Consider the following 12,617-nt stretch of genomic DNA (forward strand, 5'->3'; position numbering starts at 1 on the left):
CAGCGGGGCCCCCTGAAGGCAGGGGGCGGGGGAAATTATTTACGGGCGTCCAACAGCGACTGGGCGTTCTCTGCGGTAACGACGGTCCACGGGATGTAGTAATGCTTTTGCGTGCCGCCCTCCCATTTCAGATCCTTGGCGTATTGCTTCCAGATCTCCGACTGCGGTTGATAGCTTTCCCCTTTCACGGCGCGCAGCGCGACGTCGATGGAACCCTGCATCTGGCCTTTGGCATCTTGCAGAATAGAGACCATTTCACCGGCCTGCACCGCATGAATCGCGTCGGAAACGCCGTCAACGCCGGCAATCGCGAAGTCCTTCACATTCAGGCCGGCGCCTTTGATCGCCTCGATAGCGCCCAGCGCCATCTCGTCGTTTTGGCCGATCACGCCGTTGATTTTGCCCCGGTGTTTCTGCAGCCAGTTTTCCATCAGCGGCTGCGCTTCCGCGCGTGACCAGTTGGCCGTTTTACGTTCAAGTACCGTGACCTGGCCGACGCCGCACTCGGCAATCGCTTTATCATTGCCCTTGCCGCGCTGGATCTCGCCGCTGCCGCCTTTCGGGCCTTCGATAATCACCACGTTCACCTTTCGGTTCTTGCAGTCGAGTTTGTCCAGGACGGCTTTGGCTTCCAGGTATCCCCCCAACTCGTCATTAGACACTACTTCAGACGTCATCGCGTCCGTGTTCAGGCGCGCGTTGGTGACCACCACCGGAATTTTGGCTTCGTTGGCATTAGTGACGATATCGATATTGGCCTCAAAATCCATCGGGTTGACGATAATGGCATCGGCGCGCGTCTGGATAGCGGTGGCGGCCTGATCGTTTTGCACCGAGGCATCATAACGTCCATCGTAGAAGGTCAGCACGGCTTCGCCGCTTTTCACCGCCGGGTGCTCCTTGCCGAACCTTTCCATCAATTGCACGAACTCGGCTTTGTTGCCGTACATCAATACCGCGATTTTTACCGGGGCGGCCTGAGCTGCCGACAGGCTACCGAGCATCATGGCAGAGGCAAACAACGCTATCTTGGTCTTATTCATGGTTTTCTCCTGGTAGAGTTGGGTCTGATGTTATTAATCGCGCTGTTGCTTACGCGATGGGTCGAGCAAGACGGCAAGAACGATCAATGCGCCTTTGATAATTTGTTGGTAATACGATTGCACGCCGAGCAGATCGAGGCCGTTATTCATCACCCCGATAATCAGCACGCCGAAGAAGGTGCCGACCAGCGTACCGACGCCGCCGGCCATGCTGGTGCCACCGATCACCACCGCTGCGATGGCGTCCAGCTCATACCCTGCGCCGGCGTTGGTCTGCGCCGAACCGGTGCGTGCGGTGAGGATCAGGCCGGCGATGCCGGCCAGCGCGCCGCACAGCGTATACACCAGTATTTTGATGCGCGTGACGTTAATCCCCGAGGTGCGCGCGCTTTTCGGGTTGCCGCCGACGGCGTAGATGTAGCGCCCGAAGAGGGTTTTATTCAGCACCAGCCAGGCGAGGGCGAACAGCACGATGAAGATGATGACCGGCACCGGAACGCCGCCGACATAACCATTGCCCAACCAGCGGAAATCGCTGTTCAATTGCGAAACCGGATTGCCGTTGGTGGTCAACATGGTTAAACCGCGCGCCGCAGAGAGCATGCCCATGGTGACGATAAAGGGTTGCAGCCGGTAGCGAGCCAACACGGTGCCGTTCACCAGGCCGCAGACGATCCCGATGCCCAGCGCCACGATCAGCGGCACCATGACGGCGGTCGCGGTGTCGCCGATAGCCAATCCGCTGTTGTTGGTGGCGAAGCGGGCGGCGACGATCCCGCTTAGCGCCAGCACCGAGCCCACGGAGAGATCGACGCCGGCCGTAATGATGACGAAGGTCATGCCGATCGCCAGAATGCCGTTGATCGAGACCTGGCGCAGGACGATCAGGGTGTTTTCATTGCTGAGAAAATAATTGCTGCTCCAGGCCCCCTGGGCGACCTGATATTCGCCAATCAGCGCCACGATCAGGCACAGCGCGAAGAAGGCGATGATAATGCCGTATTTGTGCATACGGCGCTTATTGCGGGTGAAAAATGAAATTCCTGGTGATAAGGAGTGGGCGCTGCTCATTTTTTTTCTCTCTCTGTTAAACCGCAAGTTTCATCAGTGCTGCCTGGGTCGCATCGGCTGCCGAAAGCTCACCGGCCAACTGCCCGTCACGAAACACCAATATGCGATCGCTCATGCCGATAATTTCCGAAAGCTCGGAGGAAACCATGATGATCCCCTTGTTTTGCAAGGCGAACTCCGACATAAATCGATAGATCTCTTTCTTGGCGCCGACGTCGATGCCGCGCGTCGGCTCGTCGAGCAACAACACCTCCGGATCCAGCAGCGCCCAGCGGCCCAGCACCACTTTTTGCTGGTTGCCGCCGCTCAGGTTGCCCACGGGCTGTTCGCCATTGTGGGTTTTAACGTTGAAGCGCTGGATCATGTCGCGGGTTCGCGCTTGCTCCCGTTTCTCGCTGACGAACCCCATTCGGCTGATGCCGGCAAAAGAGGCGATATTGATGTTTTCACTGACGGAACGGCACAGCACCAGGCCGGTTTCCTTGCGATCTTCCGTCACGTAGGCAATGCCGCTGTCGATGGCCTCTCGCGGGGAATGGCGGTTCAGCGTCTTGTCGCCCAAACGGATCGTGCCGCTGTCGGCATGCTGAATGCCGAAGATAAGATCGAGAAATTCGCTGCGGCCCGATCCCACCAGCCCGTAGATGCCCAGGATTTCACCGTGCTTAAGCTGCAGGCTGATATCCTTTATCTTGCTGCGCCAACACAGGCCGTTGACCTCCAGCAAGACCTCTTCGCCGGGCTGATTGAATTTGGCGAACTCGCTGTCGTACTCGCCGCCGATAATGTGTTCGATCAACTGTTCACGGGTAATGTCGGCGATATAGCCTTCATGGATATAGGCGCCGTCGCGGAAAATGGTGTAGCTGTCTGCAATTTGAAATATCTCTGACAAACGGTGAGAGACGTAAATAATGCCTTTACCTTTCGCCGCCAATTGCTGAAGCGTCTGAAAGATTTTTTGCGCATTCTCCTCGCCAATCGCCGAGGTGGGTTCATCCATGATGATGATGTCGGCATTGGCATGCGACAGCGCTTTGGCGATCTCGACCAGCTGCTGCTCGGCGACGCTCAGGTTGCGCATTTTCTCTCGGGCGTCGATCTTGAAATCGAGTTCCTTGAGCAGGCTGGTGGTGCGTTGATTGAGCGTGGCGAAATCGACGAACCCCAGGCGTCTCGGCTCACGGCCCAGCCAAATGTTTTCGGCCACCGTCAGATCCGGGATCGCGCTCAGTTCCTGCTGCACGATGGCGATGCCGGCGTTGAGGGCTTCCCGGGGATGATGAAATTCACAGCGTTGGCCATTGATAAAAATGTCGCCGCCATCGGGTTGAATAAAGCCCATCAGAATGCTGAGAAAGGTGGATTTACCCGCGCCGTTGCCGCCGCACAGGGCATGGATGGAACCACGCCGCAGGCAAAACTCCGCATTCTTGAGCGCCACGACCGGGCCAAAGGCTTTTCTGACGCCGCTGACCTCCAGCAGGTAGGCGGGCGCTTGCGTATGGGGATCTCGCGTCACAGTTGCACCTCCGGGTAGGTCTGCTGCAAGCGTTGCAGGTACCGTTGATAAAGCGTCTCGTATTGCGCCCGTCTGCCGGCATGTGGCCGTGCGCGTGTGGCCTCATCCAGCGCAACGAAACGTTGGCACAGTTCGGACAGCAACGCGCCGGCATTCCGCAGCGGATCGTCGGCCAACGTCGTCGCCCACATCGCCTGAATGGCGCCGCCCAGCGCAGCGGTCTCTTTGGCTTTCAGACAGACCACCGGGCACCCCATCACGTCCGCGACGATTTGTCGCCAGGCGGCGCTGCGAGCGCCGCCGCCGGTGAGGCGGATCTCGCGCGCTTCAATTCCCTGACGGCGAAACAGCTCGATGCCATAGCGCAGGCCATAGGTAGCGCTTTCGACCACCGCCAGGCAGAGATTGGCGCGGGTAAAATTGTCGCTATCGAGGTTATGCAGACTGGCGCGCGCGTGAGGCAACGGCGGAACACGCTCGCCATTGAAGAACGGCAGCATCTCGACACCGCCTGCGCCGGGTGAGGCCTGCGCCAATAAACCGTTAAAGCCGGCAAGGTCTTCGTCCAGCAGCGTTTGTACCGCGGTGGTGGCCGAGGTGACATTCATGGTGCAAATCAATGGCAGCCACCCGTTGGTGCTGGAGCAGAAGCCGGCAATCATGTCTGATTCCGCCGCGACGGGGGCGGCAGACCAGGCGAATAGCGTGCCGGAGGTGCCCAGGCTCAGGGTGAGGGTGCCGGCCTCGATGTTGCCGGAACCGATGGCCGCCATCATGTTGTCACCGCCGCCGGTCGATACCCGCACCGTTGGGCTGAGGCCGAGTTTTTCCGCCGCGGCGGGGCGCACCGTGCCGATGCAGCACTCCGCATTTTTGAGCGGCGGCAGGGCTTGCCACAGACGGCCGCTGTCGTCGATGAGATCGACGGCGGCTTTGCTCCAGCTACGGGTGCGCACATCGAACAACCCGGTGCCGGAAGCGTCACCGTATTCCGCTACTCGCTCTCCGGTCAGCCAGAAGTTCAAATAATCATGAGGCAACAATACGGTGTGCAGTTTTGCCCACAACGCAGGATGGTGTGTCTTGAACCAAAGGATTTTTGACGCGGTATAACCGGTGGCGATCCGCAGGCCGAGTGTTTCCAGCGAGCCGTTGGCACCGCCGAGCTGCTGCAGGAGCCGTTCGTTTTCCTCTGCGGTTTCGGTATCGCACCACAGCTTGACGTTGTGCAGCACGTTGCCGTCTGCGTCCAGCGGTACAAAGCCATGTTGTTGGCCCGAGACCCCCAGAGCATGAATTTCCCCGGCATCAATACCGGCGTTAGTCACGGCTTGGCGAAAAGCGATGACCAGCGCCTCAATCCACCAGTCGGCCTCCTGTTCGCGCCGGCCATTGGCTTGGCTGATGAGACGGTGAGGGGCGTTGCCCTCACCGAGGATCACGCCCTGTGTGCTGTCGACAATCACGACTTTCGTGCCTTGCGTACCGCAGTCTATGCCAGCATAGAGCGCCATAGGATCACTCCATTTCCAGCATGATTTTGATGTCCGAGGCATGTCCCGCCGCCGCGCGCTCGAAGGCGGCCACGCTGTCGGAGAACTTGTAGGTTTGGCTTATCAACGGCTGGACGCGCAATTTGCCGCTGCTCAACAGCCGCAACGTGCGCGGGTACATGTTGGCGTAGCGGAAAATGGTCTTGAAGGTGATTTCCTTGGCCTGCGCGGCGACGATATCCATCGGCGCGGCATCGATCGGCATGCCGACCAGCACGGCGGTCGCTCCTGGCGCCGCATGTTCGGCCAGCGTAGCGATGGCCGGTTTTGCGCCGCTGCATTCAAACACGACATCGGCGCCATTGCCGCTGGTGAGCGCGGCCACTTTCCCCGCCAGGTCGCCGGTTTTGATATTGACGGCGTGCAGCCCCTCATAACTGGCCGCAACGGCGAGTTTTTCGTCAAACAGGTCGCAAATAATGACGTCCGAGCAGCCGCCCGCCAGCGCCGCGAGAGCGGTGACCACGCCGATCGGCCCGGCGCCGATCACCAGCGCGATATCGCCGGGTTTGATCCCGGCTTTGGTGGCTGCTTGCATGCCGATGGCTAAGGGTTCCACCATGGCGCCTTCAGCGAAACTGACGTTGTCCGGCAGTTTGAACGTGAAGGCGGCGGGGTGGATGACGGTTTCGCGCAGGCAGCCGTGCACCGGCGGCGTCGCCCAGAAGCGCACGGCCGGGTCAAGGTTGTAAATCCCGGCGCGCGTCTGCGCCGAGTTGAGATCCGGAATACCGGGTTCCATGCAAACGCGATCGCCGACTCTGAGGTGAGTGACGTTTTCACCTGTCGCGAGCACCACGCCGGCGGCCTCATGGCCGAGCACCATCGGGGCTTTGACCACAAACGGGCCAATGCGGCCATGTTGGTAATAGTGCACATCACTGCCGCAGATGCCCACGGAATGAATTTTTATCTGCACATCATCGGGCCCCAGCGTTTCGGCAAGCTGGACGTCCTCGATAGCGATTTCCCCCGCCTTGGCCAACACTAATGCTTTCATATTGCCTCCTGGTGAATCATTTTTATGGTAACGATATCATTTCAATGCGGCGATAGTGGGCTAAAGCGGGTGGTTAAACTGTGATCGATGTTGGAATTACTCGATGGGAGTTAATTTTGCTGGTGGGTTGTTATTCAATATGGGGATGAAGATCACAAAATCGGCGATGTAATGACGGTTTTAATATCAGCATTCTGATATCGATACCGTTACTTTGCAGGGGAAATGATGAACAAACAACAACGTGCCATAGCCGCTACGCTGGAATATTTGCGCGAGGCGGACATCGTTCTGACCGAAGAAGAACAGCAACGTATTGAAATTGCGACGTTTGGCTTGGCCGACTATCCTGTCTCAGGGCTGCAGCTGCTGACCTATGTCAACTCACCTCGGTATTGTGCGAAAGAGTTGGTGCTGTTTCCTGAGCAGACTTGCCCAGAGCATTTGCATCCTCCTTTTGCCGGCACGCCCGGCAAGCAAGAGACGTTTCGCTGCCGTTGGGGTGAGGTGTTTCTGTTTGTCGACGATGAAAACCTGACGCTTAATGACGCCGGCGGTGAACCGGTATGCCGGGCGCCGGAAGGCGCGGAGCAGTGGTATACCTGCAATCGCTATATCCTCTTGCGGCCTGGCGAACAATATACCATCGCGCCCAATACCCGGCACTGGTTTCAGGCTGGAAAGCGGGGGGCGGTGGTGTCCGAGTTCTCTTCCGAGAGCCGTGACGAGCTGGATATCTTTACCGATCCCCGGATTAACCGGCTGGCAGGCGTAAACCATTAGCGCCACGATGAAAGTTCTGTCATGATGTTGTTAATGGTACAAAATGATAACTTTAAGCTAAGGAGCTGCATTTGGCGGTGGGGCGAGGACGGAAAGCGACGCTGGCTAGCGTGGCCGCACAGGCAAACGTCAGTAAAATCACCGCGTCGCGGGCATTTTCACAGCCGGACAAGGTTCATCCGGAAACGCTGCGCCGCATTCGGGAGACCGCTGCCGAACTCGGTTATGTAGTCAATGCTGCGGCGCGCAACCTGCGGGCGAAAAGCAGCAGAACCATCGGCATCGTCAACCCTGATATGGCCAACCCGTTCTTTGGCGGCCTGACGCGGTTGATGACGCTTGAAGCGCAAAAAATGGGATATGACACCCTGGTGTTCGATTCCTATGAGTCTCAGGAAAGCGAAGACAGAATCATCGACAAACTGATTGGCTACAACGTCGATGCGATCATTCTCTCGGTCATTTCCAACGATCATCTGTACCAGCCTTCCTATCTAAAGCGGTTGGAAACATTGAATATCCCGGTGGTATTGATCGACCGTGAGCTGGACAATCGCCACTGCAGCGGGGTGTATATCGATAACCTGGACTGCGGCCTTCAGGCGGGGCGCTGGCTGCTGGAACAGAAAGCGCAGCGGGTGGTGGTGGTGTCCGGGCCGGAGAACTCCAACGTTGCACGGGACAGGGTTACAGGGCTGCAGGCGGCGCTGCAAGGGAAAGTGGCGTCGTTTGAAGTGCTGTATGCCGATTTCTTTATGGATGTCGCCTGGCAAGAGACGAGCCGTTGGCTGGCCAATCACCGCGCCCCGGACTTTTTCGTTGGCTGCAATAACCAGATCTCCCTGGGCATTATCAAAGCCTGCATCGAACACCGGCTGCCGTTGATGCAGGAGGTGTCGCTGTTCAGCATCGATGAGGTTTCACATGCCGAGATCTACGGTTTTCATTTCCCGTGCGTGTCACACGACTTGCAAGAGATCGCCTGGCAAGCGTTGAATCTGGCGATCCGTCGTATTGCCGACCCCGAGATCAAGCCGGGCAAGGTGGTGGTGCGGGGAAAACTCGTCGCATAACGGCGCCGCCTTTCGCCTTATCCGTCATTTTTCAGCGCGTTGCGCTGTTTTGGGCTCATCCCGCCCGGCGGGACGGATTAGCAGCCATAAACCGCTTCCCGCCACCGCCGCGCCTAGCAGCATGGGCCAGGAAAGGGGTTCATTGAACATTAACCCTGCCCAGCAGAAGGTGACGAAGGGGCTGAGAAACAGCAGGCTCGTCACGCGCAGCGCAGAAGTGAGCCTTAGACAAAACCAGTACAGACCGTAGCCGGCCAGCGTCGCCAGTAGCGCGGTCCAAAGCACGCCGATCACAAACCCCGTCGTTACCGTTGGCAGCAGCGGGCCTTCCGCGCCGGCCATGGCGGCGAAAGCCAGCGCGGAAACCGCGCTTTGTATCCCCAGAGAGGATGGCAAACTCATTGCTTGCGTCTGCGGCAGCCGTTCCTGCCACAGCGTTGCCAGCGCCAGCGCCAACATCCCCGCCAGCGGCAACAGGTAACTCCACAATGGGGCATCTCCCCATGAGATGGCGCTGCCGGTCGCCAGCGTTACCCCGCTAACCCCCAGGGCTAACCCGGACCAAACGCGGCCATCGGGCAAGCGGCGTTGCAACAGCATGCTCAGCAGCGCGGTGCCGAGCGGGAGCAAATCGGCGATGAGCGCGGCCAACCCGGCCGGCACGCCATATTCGATGCCTTTGCTGACGCCGGTCAGGTAACCGGTCATGGCGAGCAACCCAATCCCGGCGTGAACAGCTATCGTCAGCGGAGATGCGCGCCTGATGGCGCGCACACTAAGCGGCAGCAACGCGAACGCGACCACCACGCAGCGCCAGAACGCCACCAGCAACACCGGCGCGTGATCGGCGGCGAAGCGGATGCCGACGAAGCCGGAGCTCCAGGCCACGATCAGCAGGACCTCGGCCGCAGCCAGCCAGAGGGCGGCTTTGCCTCGGTGGGAAGAGGGGCGAAATGGTGACAGGGACATGATGGTCACCTCCTTTACGCCCGATGGTAGTGAGTGGCTATAATTTAATAAATCGAATAATTTTCGTTCAGTTGTTTAATGGAGTTAAATCATGCGGCCGACATTGAATATCGATCTCTTGCGCACTTTTCACGCTATTGCGCGTTTGGGGCAATTTCGCGCGGCGGCGGCATTTGTCAATCGCAGCCCCGCCGCCGTGAGCGTGCATATCCGGCGCCTGGAACAGGTGGCGGGCGGCCGCTTGCTGGAGCGTGACAATCAGTCCGTGGTGTTGACGCCGCTGGGCAACAAGCTGCTGGCTTCGACGCTCGGGCTGTTGAGCGCCCATGACGATATTCTGCGGGAACTGCGGGGCGCGCCGCTAAGCGGCCATATCAAATTGGGGTTGCCTGATGAGTACGCTTCCCATGTGATACGCCATATTTTGCCGCGGTTTGCCGACAGTTTTCCCGCGGTGGAACTGGAGGTCTCTACCGCTGCCAGTCAGGCGCTGGCGGAACAAGTTGGCCGTAATCGGCTGCATCTCGCGCTGGTGGTTCAACCCTCGGGGAAACCGTGCCAGACACCGCTCGCGGTGACTGCGCCGGTGTGGGCCGGAGGCCGTTCGCTGGCGCTGCAGGCTAACCGGCCACTGCCGCTGGCGTTGCATGCCGCCGATTGCCCTTATCGTGAGGCTATGATCGATGCATTGACCAGGGCGGGAAGGCGTTGGCGAGTGGTTGTGAGCAGCCCTTCGGCCAGCGTGGTGGCGGCTGCCGTCGAGGCAGGATTGGCCGTCACGCTGCTCGACCGCGCACGGGTTTCGGCGGCGATGCGGATACTCGACGAATTGCCGTCGGTCACACCACACGAAGTGCAACTGCTCCGTTCTGCCGCGGCCGCCAGCCAACCGGCGGTGGCGGTGCTGGAAAGCGTCATCGGTGAGTATTTTCAGAGCGGTGAACACATCGTGCCGTAAACGCGGCCAAACCTATGTGGGCCGCTTCACATTCTGCAACCCAAACAGCACAGCCGCATTGCGATCCAAAATGGCATTCACGTCTTCCTCCGGCAAACCCGCTCGCCGGATGTCGTCGACCGTGGTTTGAAACAGTTCGCCCGGCTGGAATGGAAAATCGGTGCCGAACAACAGTTTCTTTATGGGCGTCGCCTGGCAAGAGACGAGCCGTTAGCTGGCCAATCACCGCGCCCCGGACTTTTTCGTGGGCTGCAATAACCAGATCTCTCTGGGCATCATCAAGGCCTGCATCGAATATCGGCTGCCGTTGATGCAGGACGTGTGCTGTTCAGCATTGATGAGGTTTCGCATGCCGAGATCTACGGTTTTCATTTCTCCTGCATTTCGTATGATTTGCACGAGATCGCCTGGCAAGCGTTGAATCTGGCGATCTGTCGTATTGCCGAACCCGAGATCAAGCCGGGCAAGGTGGTGGTGCGAGGAAAACTCGTCGCGTAACGGCATGTCTCTGCCTTTGTATGGAGGGGATAAAAGGAGCAGAAGGAGGCCATCCAATAGACCGGTATGTTCGGTGGGCAATAGAACAACACTCCCGCTATTGATGCACGGTTCATTCGTTCATAGAGTTATATGGCTGTATATAAATACAGTAACTCTATGAGGATAATATGATGAATACCTGCCCTGATATCGCTACGTTACGAAACACTCTTCCTGGCGCAGTCGGCGAATTGATCGCCGTGACCGCATACTACGGCGATTGGAATGCCGGCAATCGTCAGCCTCTCGGCGGCGGTATCTTCGTCGCCAAAGCACAATCGACACCGATGGATGATGGCGGGATGTTCATCCGCCCCAACGCCGCTTGGTTGTGGGTGCGCGTCCTGGACGTTGCCGGCACGGTGTCGCCTTATATGTTCGGTGCGAAAGGTGACGGTATTTCAGAGGATGCCGCTGCCATTCAAGCTGCTCACGATTACGCCAGTTCGCAGGCTGTATCCAGCGGTTCACGCGTATTGAAAAACGGGAATCTGCAGTTCGGGAGCGGGCAATTTAAATGTACGGAAACGCTGAAGCTGGATTTGAAAACCGTCGATTACGATTTCTCCGGCGCCTTGCTGGATTTTAGCGCCATGACACAGGGCAACGCCACCGAACGTAAAATCGCGATTCAATGGCAAAACAACGCCGGTTATACCCAGGGCAATCTCAGCGTGAAAAATTTGCGTATGATTGGCCCTGGTGCCAATTCATTTGTCGATGGCATGACGTTTTCTACTTCGCTCTCGGCTAGCTATGGTCGCAATTCGTTGACCTTTATCGGGGGTGGGATCGAAGGTTTTGCCTATGGCATAACCGGCACTACCGATTTCTACTTCCTGCGCATGTATGGCTTTAGTTTCAATCACTGCGACATTTGCTATTACTTCCCCGACAATACTTCCAACTCCGGTGAAGAAATGAATTTCCACAGCTGCATTTTCGCTCAGAGCAATTGCGGTGTGAAATTACAGGGGGGCTACAGCTATTTCTTCAACTGTTCCTTCGATTACATTTATGGTAAAAACGGGCCGCAAACCTCCTCCAGCCATGTCGGAAAGTATATGCATATCGAGGGGGGGCAACATATTTTCCGCGATTGTCACGTTGAAGGCTATGGCCCGCAAAATTATATCCTGAACATCCCGGATGCCAAAAGTTGCAAAGTCAACGTTATCGGCGGTCTGTTTACCTTCAAAGCCGGCGGTAGCCCAACGGCCTATCCGACAACCTCTAACCCATTCTATGTGGGTGATTTGGCGCGAGTGGTCTTTGATAAGGTCAATATTGGTCAGATGCAACAAGGTGGTGACTCCAACGTCAGTGGTTGGATTGATGGCACGGGCTCTGTCTCTTTGCGTAATACGCAATTGCCTATCGCCTGGCCTTATCTGTTAACTCAGGTGCGAACCGATACCGCCGTACAGGACAATTGGCTGGATGGCACGACGTATAGCAACGGTAGCGACAAATGGACTGAGGAAGTTTGGGTTCTGCCGCCGGGAGGCGTTAATACGGTGCGCAAATCTCGCTACGGGTGGGGTACGACTAACAGCACCAATTTCAGCCTTATTCGCCAGGCCGGTTTCGTTTCATTGGGGCGCAACGCGGCCGCTGGTAATGGTGTGTTCCAGGCGGTGCTGGGAACCATCAGCCTGAAAGGTTACGGCAGCGTTATTCACCATGTTCGCGCCAACACTTACGCGGGTGATGGGCAAAGCTGCCAGGTCAAAATCCTATGGGCGAAGCTGCGCGAATATGGTCCGCAACAAGACGTGGAACCCCAAATTCTCAAGCAGCAAACCGGTCACGTTTACACCTATCAATTTAGCGGCAATGAATCCGATCTGAAGAGCGTTATCATCCCAGGCCAAATGCAGGGTTATCCTACGCAGCCTCCCGCCTTCGAGCGAGCGCCGGACTGGGCTACGCACGCTTTCTTGCTTATTGACGTCACCGAAATGAAAAGCAACTTTGACCTGCGCATTACGGATGTTTACCTGCGACAGGTCTGACGCAGTTTCCCAACATTGACCGGTTCACGACATGTCGCACATCCCGTTATTACGGGGGATGTGCGACATTGAGGACGCAGCGTTTTGCGC

At 57.6% G+C, this 12,617-nt stretch carries 11 protein-coding genes and 1 pseudogene; 5 read left to right on the forward strand and 7 right to left on the reverse strand.

Going from position 1 to position 12,617, the window contains the following annotated elements; genetic code table 11:
• Positions 1–35 precede the first annotated feature (35 nt).
• From ACMGF9_RS10380 to ACMGF9_RS10400, 5 genes are all read right to left on the reverse strand, one after another.
• Positions 36–1,043: a substrate-binding domain-containing protein gene (locus ACMGF9_RS10380; protein WP_004932124.1), complete on the reverse strand. Its 1,008-nt coding sequence runs from the start codon at positions 1,041–1,043 to the stop codon at positions 36–38.
• A 33-nt stretch (positions 1,044–1,076) separates the two neighbouring features.
• The gene (locus ACMGF9_RS10385; protein WP_370456197.1) at positions 1,077–2,054 is read right to left on the reverse strand and encodes an ABC transporter permease; all 978 of its coding nucleotides are present in this window, start codon (positions 2,052–2,054) and stop codon (positions 1,077–1,079) included.
• 76 nt (positions 2,055–2,130) lie between these two features.
• Complete coding sequence (locus ACMGF9_RS10390) at positions 2,131–3,636, reverse strand: sugar ABC transporter ATP-binding protein (RefSeq protein WP_414160218.1); 1,506 nt, start codon at positions 3,634–3,636, stop codon at positions 2,131–2,133.
• Positions 3,633–5,150, reverse strand: coding sequence for a xylulokinase (xylB, locus tag ACMGF9_RS10395; RefSeq protein ID WP_044031109.1), 1,518 nt, complete (start codon positions 5,148–5,150; stop codon positions 3,633–3,635). Before xylB ends, ACMGF9_RS10390 begins: the two co-directional genes overlap by 4 nt.
• Before the next feature lie 4 nt (positions 5,151–5,154).
• Complete coding sequence (locus ACMGF9_RS10400; protein ID WP_118891971.1) at positions 5,155–6,189, reverse strand: NAD(P)-dependent alcohol dehydrogenase; 1,035 nt, start codon at positions 6,187–6,189, stop codon at positions 5,155–5,157.
• 228 nt (positions 6,190–6,417) lie between these two features.
• On the opposite strand from ACMGF9_RS10400, the gene ACMGF9_RS10405 reads away from it, so the two are divergent.
• Positions 6,418–6,972: a D-lyxose/D-mannose family sugar isomerase gene (locus ACMGF9_RS10405; RefSeq protein WP_118892689.1), complete on the forward strand. Its 555-nt coding sequence runs from the start codon at positions 6,418–6,420 to the stop codon at positions 6,970–6,972.
• Between the two features lie 71 nt (positions 6,973–7,043).
• A complete protein-coding gene (locus tag ACMGF9_RS10410) occupies positions 7,044–8,045 on the forward strand; it encodes a LacI family DNA-binding transcriptional regulator (RefSeq protein ID WP_015378079.1) in 1,002 nt (333 codons plus the stop codon).
• 24 nt (positions 8,046–8,069) lie between these two features.
• Here ACMGF9_RS10410 and ACMGF9_RS10415 read toward each other — a convergent pair whose 3' ends face one another.
• Positions 8,070–9,014: a DMT family transporter gene (locus ACMGF9_RS10415; RefSeq protein WP_015378078.1), complete on the reverse strand. Its 945-nt coding sequence runs from the start codon at positions 9,012–9,014 to the stop codon at positions 8,070–8,072.
• A 91-nt stretch (positions 9,015–9,105) separates the two neighbouring features.
• On the opposite strand from ACMGF9_RS10415, the gene ACMGF9_RS10420 reads away from it, so the two are divergent.
• Complete coding sequence (locus ACMGF9_RS10420; RefSeq protein WP_118891972.1) at positions 9,106–9,972, forward strand: LysR substrate-binding domain-containing protein; 867 nt, start codon at positions 9,106–9,108, stop codon at positions 9,970–9,972.
• A gap of 12 nt (positions 9,973–9,984) precedes the next feature.
• On the opposite strand, the gene ACMGF9_RS10425 is transcribed toward ACMGF9_RS10420, so the two are convergent.
• Positions 9,985–10,143 (reverse strand): amidohydrolase family protein, encoded by a 159-nt coding sequence (locus ACMGF9_RS10425; protein ID WP_230857990.1) that lies wholly within the window; start codon positions 10,141–10,143, stop codon positions 9,985–9,987.
• A gap of 4 nt (positions 10,144–10,147) precedes the next feature.
• Here ACMGF9_RS10425 and ACMGF9_RS10430 point away from each other — a divergent pair.
• Both ACMGF9_RS10430 and ACMGF9_RS10435 read left to right on the forward strand, forming a co-directional pair.
• Positions 10,148–10,470, forward strand: a pseudogene (locus tag ACMGF9_RS10430) (substrate-binding domain-containing protein); the annotation flags it as partial.
• A gap of 170 nt (positions 10,471–10,640) precedes the next feature.
• Complete coding sequence (locus tag ACMGF9_RS10435) at positions 10,641–12,527, forward strand: hypothetical protein (protein ID WP_118891973.1); 1,887 nt, start codon at positions 10,641–10,643, stop codon at positions 12,525–12,527.
• The last annotated feature ends 90 nt before the right edge of the window (positions 12,528–12,617 follow it).

This window comes from Serratia sp. BNK-23, assembly GCF_047456145.1.
Taxonomy (GTDB): Bacteria; Pseudomonadota; Gammaproteobacteria; order Enterobacterales; family Enterobacteriaceae; genus Serratia; species Serratia nematodiphila.

What these genes read in the sequence shown, in the direction of transcription:
- ACMGF9_RS10380 (WP_004932124.1), bottom strand. Translation starts at nt 1,043, where the DNA reads ATGAATAAGACCAAGATAGCGTTGTTTGCCTCTGCCATGATGCTCGGT.
- ACMGF9_RS10385 (WP_370456197.1), bottom strand. Translation starts at nt 2,054, where the DNA reads ATGCACAAATACGGCATTATCATCGCCTTCTTCGCGCTGTGCCTGATC.
- xylB (WP_044031109.1), bottom strand. Translation starts at nt 5,150, where the DNA reads ATGGCGCTCTATGCTGGCATAGACTGCGGTACGCAAGGCACGAAAGTC.
- ACMGF9_RS10400 (WP_118891971.1), bottom strand. Translation starts at nt 6,189, where the DNA reads ATGAAAGCATTAGTGTTGGCCAAGGCGGGGGAAATCGCTATCGAGGAC.
- ACMGF9_RS10405 (WP_118892689.1), top strand. Translation starts at nt 6,418, where the DNA reads ATGAACAAACAACAACGTGCCATAGCCGCTACGCTGGAATATTTGCGC.
- ACMGF9_RS10415 (WP_015378078.1), bottom strand. Translation starts at nt 9,014, where the DNA reads ATGTCCCTGTCACCATTTCGCCCCTCTTCCCACCGAGGCAAAGCCGCC.
- ACMGF9_RS10420 (WP_118891972.1), top strand. Translation starts at nt 9,106, where the DNA reads ATGCGGCCGACATTGAATATCGATCTCTTGCGCACTTTTCACGCTATT.
- ACMGF9_RS10435 (WP_118891973.1), top strand. Translation starts at nt 10,641, where the DNA reads ATGATGAATACCTGCCCTGATATCGCTACGTTACGAAACACTCTTCCT.